Source organism: Cognatundibacterium luofuense, from assembly GCF_018139685.1.
Classification (GTDB): Bacteria; Pseudomonadota; Gammaproteobacteria; order Burkholderiales; family Burkholderiaceae_D; genus Undibacterium; species Undibacterium luofuense.
The window spans coordinates 82,065-102,484 of record NZ_JAGSPN010000011.1 but is presented as its reverse complement, the minus strand read 5'-3'; the positions used below and the strand labels follow the sequence as shown (position 1 = coordinate 102,484).

Annotated in this window: 19 protein-coding genes and 1 tRNA gene; 13 read left to right on the top strand and 7 right to left on the bottom strand. The window is 49.5% G+C overall.

All coding sequences use genetic code 11. The features are described 5' to 3' along the window. The first annotated feature begins 3 nt into the window (after nt 1-3). A complete protein-coding gene (gene radA, locus KDM89_RS14590) occupies nt 4-1,386 on the top strand; it encodes a DNA repair protein RadA (protein ID WP_212688650.1) in 1,383 nt (460 codons plus the stop codon). Nucleotides 1,387-1,427: 41 nt separating this feature from the next. Here radA and KDM89_RS14585 read toward each other — a convergent pair whose 3' ends face one another. The 3 genes from KDM89_RS14585 to hpnD form a co-directional block, all read right to left on the bottom strand. Further along, nucleotides 1,428-1,565: a hypothetical protein gene (locus KDM89_RS14585; RefSeq protein WP_212688649.1), complete on the bottom strand. Its 138-nt coding sequence runs from the start codon at nt 1,563-1,565 to the stop codon at nt 1,428-1,430. Between the two features lie 114 nt (nt 1,566-1,679). After that, a complete protein-coding gene (gene hpnE / locus KDM89_RS14580; RefSeq protein ID WP_212688648.1) occupies nt 1,680-3,023 on the bottom strand; it encodes a hydroxysqualene dehydroxylase HpnE in 1,344 nt (447 codons plus the stop codon). Further along, complete coding sequence (gene hpnD / locus KDM89_RS14575) at nt 3,016-3,849, bottom strand: presqualene diphosphate synthase HpnD (RefSeq protein WP_212688647.1); 834 nt, start codon at nt 3,847-3,849, stop codon at nt 3,016-3,018. Before hpnD ends, hpnE begins: the two co-directional genes overlap by 8 nt. Nucleotides 3,850-4,080: 231 nt before the next feature. Here hpnD and KDM89_RS14570 point away from each other — a divergent pair, with 231 nt between their 5' ends. Beyond that, nucleotides 4,081-4,986 carry a hypothetical protein gene (locus KDM89_RS14570; protein ID WP_212688646.1) on the top strand — a complete coding sequence of 302 codons (906 nt, stop codon included), beginning with the start codon at nt 4,081-4,083 and terminating at the stop codon, nt 4,984-4,986. 120 nt (nt 4,987-5,106) lie between these two features. Here the strand turns inward: KDM89_RS14570 and KDM89_RS14565 are convergent, their stop codons facing one another. From KDM89_RS14565 to hpnC, 3 genes are read right to left on the bottom strand one after another with little or no spacing between them, the layout of a single operon-like run. Next, a complete protein-coding gene (locus KDM89_RS14565) occupies nt 5,107-5,811 on the bottom strand; it encodes a M24 family metallopeptidase (protein WP_212688645.1) in 705 nt (234 codons plus the stop codon). A 17-nt stretch (nt 5,812-5,828) separates the two neighbouring features. After that, entirely contained in the window at nt 5,829-6,068 is a 240-nt protein-coding gene (locus tag KDM89_RS14560) for a hypothetical protein (protein WP_212688644.1), read from the bottom strand. Between the two features lie 47 nt (nt 6,069-6,115). Next, complete coding sequence (gene hpnC, locus KDM89_RS14555; protein ID WP_212688643.1) at nt 6,116-6,988, bottom strand: squalene synthase HpnC; 873 nt, start codon at nt 6,986-6,988, stop codon at nt 6,116-6,118. A gap of 160 nt (nt 6,989-7,148) precedes the next feature. On the opposite strand from hpnC, the gene KDM89_RS14550 reads away from it, so the two are divergent. From KDM89_RS14550 to lon, 7 genes are all read left to right on the top strand, one after another. Continuing rightward, nucleotides 7,149-8,276 carry an efflux RND transporter periplasmic adaptor subunit gene (locus KDM89_RS14550; protein ID WP_230427882.1) on the top strand — a complete coding sequence of 376 codons (1,128 nt, stop codon included), beginning with the start codon at nt 7,149-7,151 and terminating at the stop codon, nt 8,274-8,276. Further along, complete coding sequence (locus KDM89_RS14545) at nt 8,273-11,353, top strand: efflux RND transporter permease subunit (RefSeq protein ID WP_212688642.1); 3,081 nt, start codon at nt 8,273-8,275, stop codon at nt 11,351-11,353. Before KDM89_RS14550 ends, KDM89_RS14545 begins: the two co-directional genes overlap by 4 nt. A 310-nt stretch (nt 11,354-11,663) precedes the next feature. After that, nucleotides 11,664-11,750 (top strand) — tRNA-Leu (locus tag KDM89_RS14540). A gap of 26 nt (nt 11,751-11,776) precedes the next feature. Beyond that, nucleotides 11,777-13,126, top strand: a complete 1,350-nt coding sequence (gene tig, locus KDM89_RS14535) for a trigger factor (protein WP_212688641.1) — start codon at nt 11,777-11,779, stop codon at nt 13,124-13,126. A gap of 18 nt (nt 13,127-13,144) precedes the next feature. Beyond that, nucleotides 13,145-13,771, top strand: a complete 627-nt coding sequence (gene clpP, locus KDM89_RS14530; protein ID WP_329604674.1) for an ATP-dependent Clp endopeptidase proteolytic subunit ClpP — start codon at nt 13,145-13,147, stop codon at nt 13,769-13,771. A 165-nt stretch (nt 13,772-13,936) separates the two neighbouring features. After that, complete coding sequence (gene clpX / locus KDM89_RS14525) at nt 13,937-15,202, top strand: ATP-dependent Clp protease ATP-binding subunit ClpX (RefSeq protein ID WP_212688640.1); 1,266 nt, start codon at nt 13,937-13,939, stop codon at nt 15,200-15,202. A gap of 188 nt (nt 15,203-15,390) precedes the next feature. Beyond that, a complete protein-coding gene (gene lon, locus KDM89_RS14520) occupies nt 15,391-17,799 on the top strand; it encodes an endopeptidase La (RefSeq protein WP_212688639.1) in 2,409 nt (802 codons plus the stop codon). Between the two features lie 110 nt (nt 17,800-17,909). Here lon and lexA read toward each other — a convergent pair whose 3' ends face one another. Then, on the bottom strand, nt 17,910-18,563 hold the full coding sequence (gene lexA / locus KDM89_RS14515) for a transcriptional repressor LexA (RefSeq protein WP_212688696.1): 654 nt from the start codon (nt 18,561-18,563) through the stop codon (nt 17,910-17,912). A gap of 295 nt (nt 18,564-18,858) precedes the next feature. Here lexA and rpsF point away from each other — a divergent pair, with 295 nt between their 5' ends. Genes rpsF through rplI form a run of 4 tightly spaced genes read left to right on the top strand, consistent with a single transcriptional unit; the run spans nt 18,859 to nt 20,321 of the window. Then, a complete protein-coding gene (gene rpsF / locus KDM89_RS14510; protein WP_189358207.1) occupies nt 18,859-19,227 on the top strand; it encodes a 30S ribosomal protein S6 in 369 nt (122 codons plus the stop codon). Between the two features lie 23 nt (nt 19,228-19,250). Beyond that, nucleotides 19,251-19,550, top strand: a complete 300-nt coding sequence (gene priB / locus KDM89_RS14505; RefSeq protein ID WP_212688638.1) for a primosomal replication protein N — start codon at nt 19,251-19,253, stop codon at nt 19,548-19,550. A gap of 9 nt (nt 19,551-19,559) precedes the next feature. Then, the gene (gene rpsR, locus KDM89_RS14500) at nt 19,560-19,844 is read left to right on the top strand and encodes a 30S ribosomal protein S18 (RefSeq protein WP_189358205.1); all 285 of its coding nucleotides are present in this window, start codon (nt 19,560-19,562) and stop codon (nt 19,842-19,844) included. A gap of 27 nt (nt 19,845-19,871) precedes the next feature. Then, nucleotides 19,872-20,321: a 50S ribosomal protein L9 gene (gene rplI / locus KDM89_RS14495; RefSeq protein WP_212688637.1), complete on the top strand. Its 450-nt coding sequence runs from the start codon at nt 19,872-19,874 to the stop codon at nt 20,319-20,321. Nucleotides 20,322-20,420 lie beyond the last annotated feature (99 nt).

The following is a 20,420-nucleotide window of genomic DNA, read 5'->3' as shown; positions in this document are numbered from 1 at the left end:
CGTATGGCAAAAGCAAAGACCCAGTACACCTGTACCGAATGCGGCGGTATTTCTGCGAAATGGGCGGGTAAATGTCCGGCTTGCGGGCAGTGGAACACCATGGTCGAAACGCTCATGGAAAGCGCGAATAACCGCTTTGCTGCTTCCCGTCCGCAAAGTCTGGCGCAAACGGCACCGGTGATGAACCTGACGGATATCGATGCGGAAGATGTACCGCGCTTTTCGACCTCCATGGAAGAGTTTGACCGTGTGCTGGGCGGCGGGCTGGTTCCCGGCGGTGTGGTGCTGATTGGCGGTGATCCCGGCATCGGTAAATCCACCTTGCTGTTGCAAGCCTTGTCGCATCTGGCCCGTATCCGCAAAGTGCTTTACGTGAGTGGCGAAGAATCCGGTGCGCAAATTGCACTGCGCGCCAAACGGCTGGCGGTGGATGCAAACGGTGTGCAGTTACAGGCGGAAATTCAGCTCGAAAAAATTCTGCAAACACTGGCAGAGCATCAGCCGCAGGTGGTGGTGATTGATTCGATTCAGACCCTGTATTCTGAAGCACTGACTTCGGCACCGGGTTCGGTGGCGCAGGTGCGTGAATGCGCGGCACAGCTGACCCGTATGGCGAAAACCAACAATATCACCATGATTCTGGTCGGCCACGTGACCAAGGAAGGCGCGCTGGCAGGGCCGCGCGTGCTGGAGCATATTGTCGATACGGTGCTGTATTTTGAAGGTGACACACACAGCAGTTTCCGCCTGGTGCGGGCGATCAAAAACCGTTTTGGAGCGGTCAATGAACTCGGTGTGTTCGCAATGACAGAGCGTGGTCTGCGCGGCGTATCGAATCCATCGGCCTTGTTTTTATCGCAGCATGAAACACAAGTGCCGGGTTCTTGCGTGATGGTGACGCAGGAAGGAACGCGCCCCTTACTGGTAGAAATTCAGGCGCTGGTGGATGCCGCGTTTTCGCCGAATGCAAAACGCTTGTCTGTGGGACTGGAGCAAAACCGGCTGGCGATGCTGCTGGCGGTGCTGCACCGTCATGCGGGCGTGGCGGCAGCTGATCAGGATGTGTTTATCAACGCGGTCGGCGGCGTCAAAATTACCGAACCGGCAGCGGATCTGGCGGTATTGCTGGCGATTCATTCGTCCATGCGTAACAAAGCGCTGCCTCGTCGTCTGGTAGTGTTTGGTGAAGTCGGGCTGGCTGGTGAAATCCGTCCCGCTCCGCGTGGTCAGGAACGTTTGCGTGAAGCGGCTAAGCTCGGCTTTACGGTGGCAATGATTCCGAAGGCAAATGTGCCGAAGCAGCCGGTGGAAGGGCTGACCATCGTCGGCGTTGATCGCATTGAAGAAGCGATGGCGAAAATCCGCGATATCGATGATATGAGCTGAGTTTGCGGTTACTGTGCGCAACTGGCGGGCGCGGTCAGGTTTTAGTTGTACTCAGGAAACGGGTCAGTGGCGCTGGCCCGTTTTTTATGCTTGTTGATTGTGCTGTCGCCATCCGGCACCGATGGCAGGCGGTGTTTATCCAGACATTTTCGTACCGGAAAGCGGACGGCATTGTGCAAATATCGTCATCCGGCATTTTCGGAGGCCCGGACTTTCTGCCGACGACCGCCGGATCGCTGTGCAAAACACCGCATTTGAGCCATTTTCAGGCCGTTTTCAGGCTGAAACCCGGTTCAGCGCGCTTGCCTGGCACTGTCGCGTATCAGGCTGGCAAGCTGCTTGCCGCTGCGCACCGCAGATTCCAGCGTGGCCGGATAGGCAGCGTCGGTGTAATCGCCGGCAATCCATAAGCCTGAGATGCCGGTGGCTTGCGAAGGACGCCGGATTCCCGGTGTGCAAGCCCATGTTGCGCGTTTTTCGGTGATGACCTGATGCCAGAGCGGCTGCGCAAGTGCCTGAATGCCGGTTTGTGTGGCGAGTTGCTGCGCAACCAGCGCTGCGAGTGTTTCAGTTTCCGGCAGTGTTGACGGCGCGCTGATCACGACCGCCATCAATCCCGCCTGTTGCGTATCCAGCCAGCCGCGATCAAACACAAACTGACCGTAATGCTGGCTGGCAGCATGATCCGGTAGTGCGTAAAACGCGCGATCCAGCCGGACCGTAGCCGGATATTGCAGATAGACCGTGGTAATCGCTTCAAACTGATAATCCGGCAGGGTTGACGTTGTATCCGCATCGCTGACGCTGGCCAGCAAGCGCTGGCAATTGCGGATATCAGTGGCAATCACCACCTGATCAAATTCTCCGGGTAATGTTGTTTCTGCATTGCTGAGCGACCAGTGATCTCCATGACGATGCAGCGCACGCACCGGCATTCCTGTTTGCACCGTCATCTGCTGTTGCTGCAAATAGCGGATTGCCAGTTCCGGCAGGATGGCACCGAGTGGCGCGCGCGGGATCAGCATATCGGATGCGGCGCGGCCGGCACCGAGGCTGTCGCGCAAAACGGCCAGAAACGTATTTGCCGAGGCACGTTCCGGTGGTGTGTTCAGCGCAGCAATACACAGCGGATGCCACATCAGCCTGACCAGGCGTTCAGTTTGCTCAAACTGCACCAGTAAATCATTGACACTGACATCGGTATGCAAGCGCCAGCCCATCCATTTGGCAGCAGACGAAAAACGTGCCAGTGCCAGCTTATCGGCCAGCGTCAGACCGCTGGCTTTCAGTAAGCCGATCGCCATGTGCAATGGTACCGGTAACTTTGGTGCGATCAGCGACATGCCATCACAGGCAGGCGGATACACCATTTGCAGCGGTAATCGCAAAAACAATTGTGCAGTATCGCCACCCAGTGAACGGATCAGTTGCAGGGTGTCGTGGTAGGCGCCTAACAGAATATGCTGGCCGTTATCTAGTGTTTGCTGCTGAACCGTTACCGAGCGCGCGCGGCCACCGGCCTGCGGTGCCGCCTCGAACAAACTGACACGATGACCATCCCGCACCAGACTAACGGCTGCACTGCAGCCAGCCCAGCCCGCGCCGATGACGGCAATATGCTGTTGATGATCAGCCACGGATATAGGTTTTCCACGCCAGCCACAATTTGCGGATCGGCGTCAGTTTGATTTTGTGCTGCAACACGCGGAAACCATCGAGTTTCACTTCTTCCAGTACAGAGCGGTAAATCGCGGCCATCATCAGTCCGGTGCGCTGCGCACGGCGGTCTTCTTTGGGCAGCGTATTCATGGCGTCTTCATACAACTGACAGGCGCGTTCATACTGAAACTGCATCAGTTGTGTGAATTCCGGTGTATGGCGCGCATTCAGAATGTCAGCCGCTTTTACCTGGAATTGCTGTAATTCATTGACCGGCAAATAAATGCGGCCTTTGCGTGCATCTTCGCCGACATCGCGGATGATGTTGGTCATCTGTAAAGCCAGTCCGAGTTTCTCGGCAAATTCTTTGGTTTGCGGATTGCTGATCCCGAAAATACTGGCCGACAACACGCCGACCACACCGGCCACATGCCAGCAGTAGTTTTTCAGGCCGTTGAAATCCAGATAGCGCGACTGGTTCAGATCCATTTCCATACCGTCAATAATCGCCATCAGGTGCTGCGCCTGCAGATCAAAAGTCGCCATATGCGGCGCGAGTGCCTTCGTGACAGGATGGGTAGGCTCGCCATTCAGCATGGCTTGCAATTCCTTGCGCCACCACGCCAGCTTGGAACGGGCCACCATATCGTCTGCAATTTCATCGACGATATCATCCACCTCTCGGCAAAACGCATACAGAGCAGTAATTGCCCGGCGTTTTTCCTGAGGCAGGAACAGGAAACTGTAATAAAAGCTGGAGCCGCTTTGTGCCGCTTTCTGCTGGCAATATTCGTCTGGAGACATACTGTAAAGTACCGGTGGGCAGCATCAGGCGCTGCAAAAGCCGCTATCCTAACAAACTGATACAAGAACAACAAACACGAGTGCTGTATATTTGCAAGCAGGTTTCTGCAGGCTGCGCTTTTTGTTACCTATTTGCAGTATCATTGGCAACCATTGAAAATTGCCTTGCCAAAATGTCAGTTGTGCAACCAGGTCGGGCGCTCAGGTTAACTTTTCTCGGACGGAATCATCTTGAATAAATTGAAATTTGCCGGCTTGGCAGCCGCATCAGCAATGCTGGCAGCATGTGGCGGTTATGTATACACATCGATTGGTGGCTCTGTAACAGGCCTTGGCACAGATGGTACCAACACAGTAGTGCTGGTCAACGAACGTGCATTCACACAGTCTTTGTCGAAAGACGGTGATTTTTCGTTTCCGATCGCCAGCAATGCTGCTTACAAAATTCAGGTTTATGCCCAGCCAAGTCTGGTGTTCTGTACCGTTAACGGCGGCACTGGTGTAATGCAAGGCGAGGGCGAGGTTAAGTCCGTTCGCGTTGCCTGCGCAGCAAACGTGCAGGTTAAAGGAACGGTCGCTGGCATGGGCAGTGGTGGCATTGTAACTTTGCAGAATACAACCCCTGATTTTGACAAACGTACCGTACTGGCAGATTCTCCAATCGTGCAAAATGTAACTGCGAATGGCGCGTTCAGCCTCACACGTTATGTCGTACATGGTGACCCGTACGAAATTTCTGTATATGCGCCTCCTGCGGGTCAGTACTGTACAGTCGCGAATGCAAAAGGCGTGGCTGATAATACAAAACCGGAATTGGCTACCAATGTTGCAGTAAGCTGTGCGGATGCAGTTCCTGTCGGCTTTACTGTCAATGGTCTGACAGCAGGTACCTTGCTGCAGGTTACGAATAAATCTGCGCTTAAAGAAGATACAAAAGCCGTCTCTGCGATCGGTATTTATCGTTTTGCCTGGAGCTGGCCGGATGCTACCGCGTACACGATATCGATCAAAGCGCAACCGGTTGATAGTACTGGGAAAGCAACCGGTCAGACTTGCAGCGTTGATACCGGTGCAACAGGCGTCGCGAGTATGGCGAATCCGTCGGCATCTCTGAATATCGTTGTCAATTGTAAGTAATTTATCCGGGCCGGATGGCGTGGAAAAGAAAAAGGCAGCTTACGCTGCCTTTTTTGTATCTTTAGTATTTATCTTTTAGTGTTTTTAATCTGTTTAGCCTATTGAGGTCACCGTAGCGTCTCATAACTCCTGTAGCAAACCGTCAGTGTCAAAATAAAAAACAGATTCGTGTTTGAAACCCCATTTCCCGCCTTTTGCACGAATAAATGGCTCAAAACTGAACAGTCCGCACTGCCCAATCAGGGTGTGATTATTGGCATCAATAAACTGACGCTCATCCCGATTACTCGCCAGACTGTGTCCAACGTTATTCCGGTAATCGAGGTTAACGAATCCGCTCTGACGAATTTTCAGGTTTGCCCATTCAAACAACTGGCTGAAAGTAGTTTCAGGTTTTGCCAGACGCAGAATTTGCCGGTGCATATCCTGTAAGAAAAGCAGACCATTCTGAAATTCCAGCAACTTAGGGCATTCGGTGACTTGTCCTGCTTCGATAGCAAACGATCTTGCGCAATCTCCCCAGTATTCGCCGTTAGCAGGACTCAGATCAATGGTGATCAGATTCAATTGCCCGACTGCCTCATGCTGAGGAACATACTGGCGTCCCGAAACAGAGACACAACTCCGGTTGCCCAGCAAAACTAAGGCAGGGCAGTCGTAATACCAGGTTTCCGGATAACCCTCTTTCGCAAGAAGTGCGTGCGCTTTTTCTGCAATCGAGTGTTCAGTATCCGATGCACCGATTTGTTCAGCCAGCAATGACAGTACCCGCTTTGCAGCGTGCTGAACCGCTCTGTACTGATCAAGATCTTGTTGAGTTGGCATGGCAAGTGAAAAGGAGGTTAATCCTGTTTTTCCTGATCTGCTTTAGTCGGTTCATCTGCAGGTGCATCGCTGTCTGCAGTATCAGACGAAGTGACAGCTCGTACGCCTGCCCGTGTTACATCAATTGCGGTTCCGATAACGGCACCACCGGCTTTTACCGTGGTTGTTGCGACGGTATCCACAATGGCAATTGCGGTGCAACCACTGAGTATCACGCTGGATAGTAGGAGAGTGAGTATATGAATACAAGGTTTCATCGCATGCTTCTTTTGTGCAGATTGTTAAATTGGATGATGTCGTCTTTTCAGACCTTGCCAGGTTTTCTATTTCGTTCCGGCAAAGTATCGTCAGGAAAAGGATATCTTCGTTTCATTCCAAATGCGCGGATCAGCATTATTGCCCAATCTTTCGCATTTAATGTCGGTCTTTGGTGAAAGATGTCGCCATTGGTCGCTTCGATTTTATCCAGAATGCGCAATCCACCCTGAACGACAAGACGCAATTCCCAGCCAATACGTCCGGGTAGACTTGTTGCCAGCCATGCTCCTTGTTGCATCAGCGCCCTTGTGCGTTCAATCTGAAATTGCATCAAATGCTGCCATTCACGTGACAAGGTTGCACCGGCAATGTCGTGTTCATGCACAGAAAAGTGCGTCAGGTCTTCCAGTGGCAGGTAAATGCGTTCTTTTTTCCAGTCGATGGCAACGTCTTGTAAAAAATTAATGAGCTGCAATGCGGTACAGATGCAGGATGAGGCTTGCAGACGTTGTGGATCGGCCTTGTCATATAACTCCAACATAATATGCCCAACGGGATCTGCTGAGCGCTGGCAGTAATCCAGAAGTTCAGCATAGCTGGCATAGCGTTTCTTTTCTACATCCTGGCGAAACGCGCTGATCAGTTGCCGGAAAGGTTCCACACTGAGTTGATGGTGCTGAATGACGGCGGTCAGTTTCCCGAAGAGTTCTGTTTGCGTGGTTTTTCCATGCATTATTCGTAGCAGTTCATCGTCATACTGTTGGAGCTGATGTAATCTTTCTGCATCGCTGAGCATTCCTTCATCAGCGATATCATCCGCGCTGCGGGCGAATTGATAAATCGTTTCTACAGCCGGGCGGAGTTGACGTGGTAAGAGTACCGATGCAACCGGAAAATTTTCGTAATGATCTACAGGCATGTGCTTAATGACTCAAAAGTCATTGGCAAATAAGAAGAGCTCTCATTATAATTACTAACCCAAGAGTCATTTATTTTTCCGGGGTGAGGGCGTTTTCAGCGCCTTTTAATGAAAATTCTGTCGAGAAAAGGGAATTCCAGTGTTGACGACGAAATACAGTATGTCTGGGCCTTCAGTGGGTATGCGCCGGAAAATGATGCTGTCAGTGACAGCGCTCAGTCTGATTGCGGGTTTGTCCGCATGTTCAAAGAAAACAGAGGAGCAATCGGATATTCGTCCGGTGCGGGCAATTGTTGCAAACAACGTGAATACAGCGGATGGCCTGGAACTGGCAGGTGAAGTCCGTCCGCGTATTGAGTCCAGACTTGGTTTCCGCGTTCCCGGAAAGATACTCAGTCGTCAGGTGGAGCTTGGCAGTGTTGTCAAAAAAGGGCAGGTGCTGATGCAGCTTGATCCGCAGGATCTCGCGCTGGCACAAGCGCAGGCAAAAGCAGCGTTATCGGCAGCGGAGAGTAATCGTGATCTTGCGCAGGCTGAGCTGAAGCGCTACCAGGAATTACGCGCGAAAAATTTTGTTGCGGCATCGGTGCTGGAAGCAAAAGAAACGACCTTCAAGTCTGCTCAGTCGACGTATGAACAGGCGCAGGCTGGCTTTAAGTCTCAGAGTAATCAGGCCTCCTACGCGCAACTGGTCGCCGACGCGGATGGCGTGGTGACAGGTATTGATGCAGAAGTTGGTCAGGTGGTCGCCGCTGGCACGCCGGTTGTACGCGTTGCACAAACGGGTGATATGGATGTTGTTGTTGGTGTTCCGGAAAACAAAGTCAATGCTATTCGCAAGCTGCAGGATGTGAAAGTCAGAATCTGGTCTGATAAAGATAAGGTGGTGACTGCAAAATTACGTGAATTATCACCGGTCGCAGATCCGGTGACACGGACATTCCTCGCGAAACTAGCGTTGCCAAAAGATAATCCCGATATCCGTCTCGGAATGACAGCGAATGTGAGCTTGCAGGCGACTGAAGCCAGTCCGGCGATTGTTGTGCCGGTAACAGCGCTGTACCAGGAAAAAGGTAGTACCGCAGTCTGGATTGTGCAGGATGGCAAGGTAAATCTGGTCCCTGTTGTTATCAGTGGAACTCAGGGTGAAAACGTACTGTTAGCCAGCGGAGTTAAATCCGGGCAAACAGTGGTAACAGCCGGTGTGCATTTGTTAAAAGCGGGACAGCAGGTCAGTATTCTTGGTAGTGAGTCTGCCAAGCCAGCGGCCACCGGAGGCCAGAAATGAGCAAGGAGTTTAACCTCTCACGCTGGTCGCTGGAGCACACGCCCTTAATCCGCTATCTGATCGTTGTGCTGTTGCTGGGCGGAATACTTAGCTACAGCCGTCTCGGGCAGGATGAGGATCCTCCTTTTACCTTCCGTGCGATGGTGGTGCGTGCAATCTGGCCGGGTGCAACGTCGCTGCAAATGGCAGAGCAGGTAACGGATAAACTGGAGAAAAAACTTCAGGAAACACCGTACATCGATAAGATTCGTAGTTATTCCAAGCCAGGTGAGACTTTAATCATTCTGCAATTGCGTGAGTCTACACCGCCAAAGGAAACACCGCAGGCCTGGTATCAGGTGCGTAAAAAGATTGGTGATATTAAGCAGACTTTGCCGCCGGGTGTCATCGGGCCATTTTTTAACGATGAATTTGGCGACACCTATGGTTCGATTTTTGCATTATCCGGCGATGGTTTCAGCTACGCTGAACTGAAAGATTACGCGGATTATGTACGTCAGCAGTTTTTGCGGGTGAACTCGGTTGCGAAGGTCGAAATGTTCGGCGTGCAGGACGAGAAAATCAATATCGAGTTTTCGCACAAGAAATTTTCGCAGCTGGGTATTCCGTTTGACGCCATTGTGTCTCAGATCGGTTCGCAAAACGGTGTGGAGTCCAGTGGTGTGATGGTGACGTCGACGGATAACCTTCAAGTTCGTGTAACCGGCGCACTGATGACGGTGCGTGATCTGGAAAATTTGCAGTTGAGGGCGAACGGCACGACTTTCCGTCTCGGAGATTTTGCTGTCATTAAGCGCGAATATGCGAATCCGCCACAGGATAAAATGCGTTTCAATGGCAAAGAAGTCATTGGCCTTGGCATTTCCATGGAAAAAGGCGGCAACATCATTGAGCTTGGCAAACATGTCCAGGCCACGGTCACCGAAATCAAATCAAAGCTTCCGGTTGGAGTTGTGCTGGAGCAGGTATCGAATCAGCCAGACGCAGTGAAAGCCTCGGTGGGAGAATTTATTCATACACTGATTGAAGCTGTCGTGATTGTACTTGCGGTCAGTTTTCTGTCGCTGGGCTTGCATACCAAGCCGCTGCGACTGGATGTCTGGCCGGGTCTTGTTGTTGGTTTAACGATCCCGCTGGTACTGGCGATTACCTTCCTGTTCATGCGAATTCTGGATATCGACCTGCATAAGATCTCGCTGGGCGCGTTGATTATTGCCCTGGGATTGCTGGTGGATGATGCCATCATTGCGGTTGAAATGATGGTTCGCAAAATGGAAGAGGGTTTCTCTCGCTTCGATGCAGCGACTTTTGCCTATACATCGACAGCGATGCCAATGCTGACAGGAACCCTGATTACTGCGGCCGGCTTCCTTCCGATTGGTCTCGCTAAATCGGCTGCGGGCGAATATACCTTTTCTATGTTTTCAGTGAATGCACTGGCGCTGATCATTTCGTGGCTGGTGGCTGTAGTTTTCACGCCTTACATAGGCTACCTGTTGCTGAAAGTGAAACCGCATGCAACTGGTGATCATTCGCATGATCTGTTTGATACGCCTTTCTATCAGCGCTTCCGTGCAGTTGTCAGCTGGTGCGTCGAATGGAGGAAAACCACAATGGCGGTCACTATGGCAGTGTTCGCACTCGGGGTTTTCGGATTTAAATTTATTGAACAGCAATTCTTTCCCGATTCCAGTCGTCTTGAGTTGATGGTCGAGATGTGGTTGCCGGAAGGCTCTTCATTTGCAGCAACCGAAGCACAGGCGAAAAAGTTTGAGAGTTTTGTTCGCAAACAGGAGGGTGTGGAAAGTATTACGGCTTACGTCGGAACAGGAAGCCCGCGTTTTTATCTCCCGCTCGATCAGATTTTTCCGCAATCGAATGTAACGCAGTTAGTTATTTTGCCTAAAGATTTGAAAACACGGGATGCATTGCGCCTGAAGATTGCACAAGTATTTAAGGAAGAATTTCCTGAAGTACGTGGACGGGTGAAATTGTTACCAAACGGACCACCGGTCCCATATCCGGTGCAGTTCCGCGTAACCGGGCTCGAAGTTCAGAAAGTGCGCGAGATTGCTGATCAGGTGAAAGAGGTGATGCGTGCGAATCCGAATACAGTGGGCGTGAACGATAACTGGAATGAATCAGTAAAAGTTGTTCGTATTGAACTGGATCAGGACAAATTGCGTGCGATGGGTGTGACCTCCCAGCAGGTCATGCGTACAGCAAACACCGTCTTAACCGGTTCTGTGATCGGTCAGTTCCGCGAAGGTAATCGCTTGATCGATATCGTTGCGCGTCAGCCGGTTGATGAGCGCACAACGGTGGAAGCTTTAAAAAATCTGAATATCGCAACTGCGTCGGGTAAGACAGTACCTTTATCACAACTTGCGACGATTAAGCTTGTGATGGAGCCTGGCGTTGTCTGGCGGGAAGGCCGTGAGTGGGCGGTGACGGTGCAGTCTGATGTCAAGGACGGGATTCAGGGGCCGACCGTATCGTCTCAGATCGCACCGGTATTGAAGTCAATTATCGACAAATTGCCTGCCGGTTATAAAGTTGAACTCGCCGGTGCAGCTGCGGATAGCGGTAAGGCACAGGAATCTATTGCTGCAAATGTGCCATTGGTGATTTTCATTATCTTCACTTTGTTGATGTTGCAATTGCACAGCTTCTCACGTTCATTGCTGGTGTTCCTCACCGGGCCGCTCGGAGTTGCGGGTGCGGCGCTGGCATTGTTGCTATTGCAGCGCCCGTTTGGATTTGTCGCGCAGCTCGGTGTTATCGCGCTGTTCGGAATGATCATCCGGAATTCTGTGATTCTGATTGATCAGATTGAGCAGGATATCCGTGAGGGAGCGGCTCCGTGGGATGCAATTGTGGAAGCTGCGGTACGTCGTCTTCGCCCGATTATCCTGACAGCGGCTGCGGCTGTACTTGCGATGATTCCATTGTCCAGGTCAGTATTCTGGGGGCCAATGGCAGTGGCAATTATGGGTGGGTTGATTATCGCAACTGCGTTGACGCTGCTCTTCCTGCCCGCACTTTACGCAGCCTGGTTCAGAGTTCGTCGTCAGTGAAGTCTGGATTCGATAAACGCTGATTTGTGCTAAGGGCTTGCTGCGGCAAGCCCTTTTTATTGGGTGAATCATTGTGCGTAAATCTTTTCACTGATGAGTAATGCGAATAGTGCTTGGCTGGCGCATCACTTTTTGCTGACAATAAAATCAGAAAAAAACAAAAAAACAAAACACAGCGAAAGAAAATCCGCTAGAATAGCGGGCTAAAGTTGTAATGCCGTATGCATTCGTTTTGGGCGACGCGTAGGTCTGTTGTCGCCCTTTGCTTTTGTGCCGGTCAGTTTTACTTCGCTTGGTAATTCAATATTCTGCGAGGATGGCGAAATTGGTAGACGCACCAGGTTTAGGTCCTGACGCCAGCAATGGTGTGGGGGTTCGAGTCCCCCTCCTCGCACCACAGACTCTTTTATTTGGACGATTTTCATGGCAACTGCAGTCGAAACTTTAGAAAAATTGGAGCGTCGCCTCACAATTTCTTTCCCAATCGCTGATTTGAAATCAGAAGTCGAAAAGCGTTTGAAAGTACGCGCCCGCACAGCAAGAGCGCCTGGCTTCCGTCCAGGTAAAGTGCCGATGAAAATGGTTGCGGCGCAATACGGTTATCAGGTTGAAACCGAAGTTCTGAACGATAAAGTTGGTCAGTTGTTTGCTCAGGCGGCAGCTGAGAATAATCTGCGTGTAGCAGGTTTTCCTCGTATTGAAGCAAAAGGCAGCGAAGGCGTTGCAGATGGTTTTGTTGCGTTCGATGCGACTTTTGAAGTTTATCCGGAAGTTGTGATTGGCGACTTATCCGGTGCGGAAGTTGATCAGGTTGCATGCAATGTAACTGATGCGGAAATTGATAAAACGATTGATATCCTGCGTAAGCAACGTGTTCATTTCCACGTTAAAGGTGAGCAGGGTGATCACGGCGACGGTGGTGCCGATACTTCCGCGCAAAGCGGCGATCGTGTAACTGTTGACTTCGTTGGTAAGATCGACGACGTTGAATTTGCGGGCGGTAAAGCTGAAGATTTTGTTTACGTTCTGGGTGAAGGCCGTATGTTGCCTGAGTTCGAAGCAGCGACAATTGGCTTGAAAACCGGCGAGTCCAAGTCTTTCCCGCTGAGCTTCCCTGAAGACTATCACGGTAAGGATGTTGCCGGTAAAACAGCTGAATTCACAATCACTGTGAAAAAAGTTGAATGGGCACATTTGCCTGCAGTTGATGCTGACTTCGCAAAGATGCTTGGCGTTGAAAACGGCGATATCGAAAAAATGCGCGCTGATATCAAGGAAAATCTTGAACGCGAAGTACGTGGTCGTGTAAAAGCAAAAACCAAAGACAGCGTTATGAACGCATTGGTTGGTGCAGTTACTTTCGACCTGCCAACAGCACTGGTTGAGCAGGACACTGAGCGTCTGGCTGAGATGACTCGTCAGGATATGGCGCAGCGTGGTATGAAAGTAAATGATGTTCCGTTCCCGAAAGAACTGTTTGTTCCTCAGGCTGAACGCCGCGTGCGTCTTGGTTTGATCCTGGCAGAACTGGTAAAATCTAATAACTTGCAAGCAACTGCTGAGCAGATCAAAGCGCAGGTTGAAGATTTCGCGCAAAGCTACGAAGATCCGCAGCAAGTCGTTAAATACTACTACAGCGATCGTAATCGTCTGGCTGAAGTCGAAGCACTTGTTTTGGAAGATAACGTGGTTAACTACGTTTTGGCCAAGGCTAAAGTTGCGGTGAAAGAGCTGGCTTTTGATGAATTGATGGGCAACAACGTTGCTGCTTAATAGCAAAGGAAATCACATATGACAGGCATCATCCACAATTCGGCGTTAGATACAAATATGCTGGGCATGGTGCCTATGGTGATTGAGCAGAGCGGGCGTGGTGAGCGTTCATACGATATCTACTCCCGACTTCTCAAAGAGCGCGTAATTTTCCTGGTCGGTCCGGTTAACGATCAGACTGCAAATCTGGTAGTTGCGCAGCTCTTGTTCCTGGAAAGTGAAAATCCTGATAAGGATATTTCGCTTTATATTAATTCTCCGGGTGGCTCCGTTTCTGCGGGGATGGCGATTTTTGACACGATGCAATTCATTAAGCCTGATGTGGCTACCCTTTGTACGGGTATGGCCGCTTCAATGGGAGCATTTTTGTTGGCTGCAGGTGCAAAAGGTAAGCGTTTCTCCTTACCTAATTCCCGGATTATGATTCATCAGCCTCTCGGTGGTGCGCAGGGTCAGGCATCAGATATCGAGATTCAGGCCAAGGAAATTCTTTACCTGCGTGAACGTTTGAACGGTATTCTTGCTGAACAGACAGGTAAAACTGTTGATCAGATTACCAGGGATACGGATCGTGATAACTTCATGTCTGCGGAGGAGGCTGCGCAGTATGGTTTGATTGATCAGGTTCTGAAGCATCGTGCCTGATATAAACTCCTTAATGAACGCCCGGTGTTTTGCCGGGCGTTTTTTATTTTGGCTTGTTGAAGTTGGTGTTTTGCAATTTTTTCAGGCCATCCATGACGAAAAGAATTTTTGCAGGTAATATGCGATAAATGCTTTTCTTTATCTTGCTAATTAAATATTTACACCATGCCCGATAAAAAGTCTTCCAGTGGCGAGAAATTACTGTATTGCTCATTCTGCGGCAAAAGTCAGCACGAAGTGAAAAAGCTGATCGCCGGGCCATCTGTATTTATCTGCGATGAGTGTATCGATTTATGTAACGACATTATCCGTGATGAAGTTGCGGATGTTGATGCAGTGTCGAACGCTAAAAATGATTTACCTACACCGAAGGAAATTACAGATCTGCTGGATCAGTATGTTATTGGTCAGTTCACAGCTAAACGAATACTCGCCGTCGCGGTATATAACCATTACAAACGTCTGAAGCACCTCGGAAAAAAAGATGAGGTTGAGCTGGCAAAAAGTAATATTCTTTTGGTTGGTCCGACAGGGTCTGGTAAGACACTGCTGGCGCAGACACTTGCACGTATGTTGAATGTGCCTTTCGTTATTGCAGATGCGACTACCCTTACCGAAGCTGGTTATGTTGGTGAGGATGTAGAAAACATTATTCAAAAATTGCTGCAAAATTGCAATTACGAAGTTGAAAAGGCGCAAAAAGGGATCGTTTACATCGACGAAATCGATAAAATCTCCCGCAAATCTGACAATCCATCGATTACACGTGATGTGTCCGGCGAGGGTGTTCAGCAAGCCCTTTTGAAGCTGGTAGAAGGAACAATGGCCTCTGTGCCGCCGCAGGGTGGGCGTAAGCATCCGAATCAGGATTTCATACAAATCGATACCACAAATATCCTGTTTATTTGTGGTGGGGCGTTTGATGGTCTCGCAAAAATTATTTCCGACCGCTCAGAGAAAAGTAGTATTGGATTTGCTGCGAGCGTAAAGAGCCCTAATGACAAAAGCACTACAGAGCTGTTGCATGATGTTGAATCGCAGGATCTGATTAAGTTTGGTCTGATTCCTGAGCTGATTGGTCGTCTGCCAGTTGTCGCTACTCTGAGCGAGCTTGATGAGGCTGCCCTAATCGAAATTCTGGTTGAGCCGAAAAATGCATTGATTAAACAGTATTCAAAATTGCTTGAGATGGAAGGTGCTGAGCTGGATATTCGTCCATCGGCGTTGACTGCGATCGCAAAAAAAGCAATTGCCCGCAAAACCGGAGCGCGTGGTTTGCGTTCTATTCTTGAGCATGCTTTGCTGGACATTATGTTTGACTTGCCAAGCCATCAGAATGTTGAAAAGGTCGTAATTGATGAGAACACGATCACTCAGGGAGCTAAACCTCTGATCATATATCGTGAGCAGCCGAAGGTTTCCGGAGGTTAAGTGAAGCAGGGAGTTCGCCGCTGATTGTGCATGCTATGGCGTGTTATTGACGGTATTTCTGCTTTATCGATTAGAAAAGCCACCCGGGTAAAGTTGCGGGTGGCTTTTTTTATTTATTTTTGATTGGTGGGCTTGTGTTTTAGCCTAAAGCGCCAACATTGTTCACAAGTATTTATGAAAGGTGCGCCATGACAACGACAAAACATGATGAGCAAATGCAACTTCCACTTCTGCCTCTCCGCGATGTGGTGGTCTTTCCTCATATGGTCATCCCATTATTCGTGGGGCGTCCGAAATCTATTAAAGCCCTGGAAGCAGCAATGGACCAGGGTAAAAGTATTATGCTGGCTGCTCAGAAAGCAGCAGCAAAAGATGAACCGGCTGCAGAAGATATTTACAGTATTGGTTGTGTGGCCAATATTCTGCAAATGCTGAAATTGCCAGACGGCACTGTAAAAGTGCTGGTCGAAGGTTCTCAGCGTGCCAGAGTGCAAAAGATTTATGATTCCGAGTCGCATTTTTACGCAGATCTGGAGCCACTCGCCACGGATGACGATGATAATGCTGAAATTGAAGCGATGCGTCGTGCAATTGTTCAGCAGTTCGATCAGTACGTGAAGCTGAATAAGAAAATTCCTCCGGAAATTCTGGCTTCCCTATCTGGAATTGACGATGCGGGCAGGCTCGCAGATACGATCGCTGCACACTTGCCTTTAAAGCTTGAGCAGAAGCAGGCAATACTTGAAATTTTCAGTGTTTCAGGCCGGCTGGAGCATTTGCTCGGACAGCTTGAAGGTGAGTTGGATATTCTCCAGGTTGAGAAGCGCATTCGCGGACGCGTTAAGCGTCAGATGGAAAAGTCGCAGCGTGAGTATTATCTGAATGAGCAGGTGAAAGCAATTCAGAAAGAGCTGGGCGAGGGAGACGAAGGCGCTGATCTCGAAGAACTTGAGAAAAAAATCATCGCAGCCAAAATGCCAAAGGAAGCGAAAGACAAGGCTCAGGCTGAGTTGAAAAAGCTCAAAATGATGTCGCCAATGTCCGCAGAAGCGACAGTCGTGCGCAACTATATTGATACGCTGGTAAATTTGCCTTGGAAGAAAAAATCTAAGGTGAATAGTGATCTGGTTCACGCTGAGAAAGTGCTTGAGGATGAGCATTACGGTCTGGAGAAAGTGAAAGAACGTATTCTTGAATACCTCGCGGTCCAGCAGCGTGTGGATAAGGTTAAGGCACCAATTTTGTGTCTGGTAGGTCCGCCTGGAGTAGGTAAAACTTCTCTGGGGCAGTCAATTGCTCGTGCGACGAATCGTAAATTTGTTCGAATGGCACTTGGTGGTGTTCGTGATGAGGCGGAAATCCGCGGTCATCGCCGTACTTACATCGGTTCTATGCCAGGGAAAATTTTGCAGAGTTTGTCTAAGGTCGGCGTGCGCAACCCTCTGTTTTTGTTGGATGAAGTCGATAAAATGGGCGCTGACTTCAGAGGTGACCCATCTTCAGCTTTGCTTGAGGTATTAGATCCGGAACAAAATCACACATTCGCAGATCATTATGTCGAAGTGGATTTCGACCTGTCTGACGTGATGTTTGTTGCGACTTCGAATTCTTACAACATCCCGCCGGCGTTGCTGGACCGGATGGAAGTCATTCGTTTATCCGGCTATACGGAAGACGAAAAGACAAGTATTGCGCAGCGCTATTTGTTGCCGAAGCAAATTAAAAATAACGGTTTGAAGGATGGCGAGATCAGCGTTGCTGAATCTGCTATTCGTGACATCATCCGTTACTACACACGTGAGGCGGGCGTACGTTCTCTTGAGCGCGAGCTTTCGAAGATCTGCCGCAAGGTCGTGAAAATGCTTTTACTTAAGAAGAGTGAGAAGAAGCTGGCTGTAACGTCGAAAAACCTTGATAAATATCTTGGTGTACGTCGCTATGATTTCGGACTTGCTGCGAAAGAGAATCAGATCGGGCAGGTTGTTGGCTTGGCATGGACGGAGGTCGGTGGCGATTTGCTGACTATCGAAGCGGTACAGGTGCCGGGTAAAGGTGGTGTTATTCGTACTGGCACACTTGGCGACGTGATGAAGGAGTCTATTGAGGCTGCCCGCACAGTTGTTCGTAGCCGGGCGAAACGACTTGGTGTATCGGCAGATGTGTTTGAAAAATCCGATATTCATATACATGTACCGGAAGGCGCAACGCCAAAAGATGGCCCTTCCGCAGGTATCGCAATGACGACAGCATTGGTATCTGTATTTACAGGGATTCCTGTTCGTGCTGATGTTGCAATGACCGGTGAAATTACTCTGCGTGGCGAAGTGCTTCCTATCGGTGGGTTGAAAGAGAAGCTGCTTGCAGCCCAGCGTGGCGGAATCAAGACGGTTTTGATTCCGGAGGACAATGCTAAAGATCTGGCTGATATTCCTGAGAGCGTGAAAAACAAGCTGGAAATTATTCCGGTACGCTGGATCGATAAAGTGCTCGAAGTGGCCCTCGAACGCCAGCCGGAGCCGGTAAAGGAAGATGCGCCGGTGGAAGCTGTTCAGGCAAAACCTGAGTCAACAAATGAGTCTTCAGTGATTAAGCATTAACTATTAATGTTTTTGTATGAAAAATTGTGTGCCGGAAATGAAGTTCCGGCACATCCAAATAAAAAACGCACCTGTCAGGTGCGTTTTTTATTTATGACGCATCGGGTGTTTCAGACCCAGTTGCGCATCAGTCCAACTGCTAGTCCCTCCAGATGAAATTCTGATTCCTCAGAATTAATCTGGATAATATCGTAGTCAGGGTTCTCTGGAAGTAATTCAATCAGACGATCTGTTTTGCGATATCGCTTGACGGTCACATCTTCGCCCAGTCTTGCGACCACAATCTGACCATTGCGAGCTTGATCTGTGCGTTTTACAGCTAGCAAGTCGCCATCTAATATGCCAGCGTCACGCATGGACATGCCGCGTACTTTCAGTAGAAAGTCTGGTGTTGCAGAGAATAAACCAGGATCAACCTGATAATGTTGCTCGATATGTTCTGAAGCCAGAATAGGGGAGCCAGCTGCGACGCGACCAATCAGTGGAATGGATAACTGCCTTACCGCATCTGCTAATTTCGACGGCGTTTCAGTAATGTGGCTGGATAAGCTTGATTCGAGTAAGCGAATTCCGCGCGATGTGCCTGCTGCAATTTCAATGACACCCTTGCGCGCCAGTGCTTGTAAGTGCTCCTCAGCAGCGTTAGTGGAGCGATAGCCGAGCTGGCGGGCAATTTCGGCACGGGTCGGTGGAAAGCCAGTCTGATCAATAGCATCTTTGATCAGTTTCAGGATTTGTTCCTGTCTGCCGGTGAGTTTAAGCATGATTTGATAAGCGCAGTGTGAATTAAAACAGCTGTATGTATAAGCAGTCTGTATTTTTATACAGTGCGCTTCGGAAAGCAAGTCTTTCCTTTGGAATCGCCTAGAATCGCCGGTTATTTCTTTTTTCTGACGATGGCGGCTCGACGACAGCTTATTGCTGGCGCGCGCAGATTACGCTCACATGCAGGAAATGTTTGTCACGATCCTGAAACTGGGTTAAACTCTTGCGCTTTCCTCTTCCTGCACTCGAGTTGACGCTGAGGCAGGCTGTTTTTATTGTCCACAAGGAGAATATATGCGTCATTACGAAATCGTATTTATCGTTCATCCGGATCAAAGCGAGCAAGTGCCTGCAATGATCGAACGTTACAAGTCTACTGTTACTACACGTGGTGGTCAGATCCATCGCGTTGAAGACTGGGGTCGTCGTCAACTGGCTTACATGATCCAGAAACTGGCTAAAGCACACTATGTTTGCATGAACATCGAGTGCGACGCTGAAACTCTGGCTGAGCTGGAAACTTCCTTCCGCTTCAACGATGCAGTTCTGCGTCACCTGACCGTAAAAATGAAAAAAGCTGAAACTGCACCATCTCCAATGATGAAAGCAGTTCAAAAAGAAGACGCAGCGAAAGCACAACGCGCTGAAGCTTCTGCAGCTTAATTCCTTACGGTAATGCAGAAAATTTGAATCAGTTACAACTTCGTGCCTCTGTGCTGGAAAAAGAAGCACTCAGGCATACCCCGGCGGGAATTTCGGTGGCGACGGCAATATTAAGTCACCGTTCGGAACAGAGCGAAGCCGGTTATCAGCGAATCGCAGAGATGGAAATCACTGCACTGGTAGCGGGGCCGCAAGCAGCGCGTTTTGCGCAAATTCCGGCGGGAACTGAGTTGATGGTTCAGGGTTTTCTGTGTCGCAAGAATCGAAACAGTAAAAGTCTCGTTCTGCATATTTCAGAATTTGAGATTCTCAGACTTGATTAGGAGCCTAACATGGCATTCGGTAAAAAATTTGACAAAAGCAAACTGAAGCAAAAGCGTCAGCAACAAAATCCACTGTTCAAACGCAAAAAATTCTGCCGCTTCACAGCAGCGCAGGTTGAGCGTGTTGACTACAAAGACGTTGACACTCTGAAAGATTTCGTCCAAGAAAACGGCAAAATTATGCCAGCACGTCTGACAGGCACTAAAGCTCTGTATCAGCGTCAAGTGGATACAGCGATCAAACGTGCTCGTTATCTCGCTCTGTTGCCATACACTGATCTGCACACAGCGTAATTAACGACAGGAAATTAGGAGAAAAATATGCAAGTTATTCTGCTGGAAAAAGTCGTTAATCTGGGCAACCTGGGTGACGTAGTTCGCGTTAAAGATGGTTACGCACGTAACTTCCTGATTCCTCAGCGCAAGGCTCGCCGTGCGACTGAAGCAGCGATTGCTGAATTCGAAGCAAAACGCGCTGATCTGGAAAAAGCAGCTGCTGAAAAACTGGCTGCTGCACAAGCAAGCGGTGAAAAACTGTCTGGCCTGAAAGTTGAAGTTGCGCAGAAAGCCGGCGTTGACGGTCGTCTGTTCGGTTCCGTAACCAACTTCGACATCGCTGACGCGCTGGCGAAACAAGGTTTCACCGTAGAAAAATCACAAGTGCGCCTGCCACAAGGCCCACTGAAAACAACTGGTGAGTTCGCTGTTGCAGTTGCACTGCATACTGACGTTGTTGTAGACGTAACAGTTGCTGTTGTTGCTGAAGCGTAATTCAACACGCTGAACGAAAAGCCGGGAGCTTGCTCCCGGCTTTTTTGTTTTTTGTTGGGAAATTGTTTAAATCATTTATTTAGTGTTGTTGCATATGAA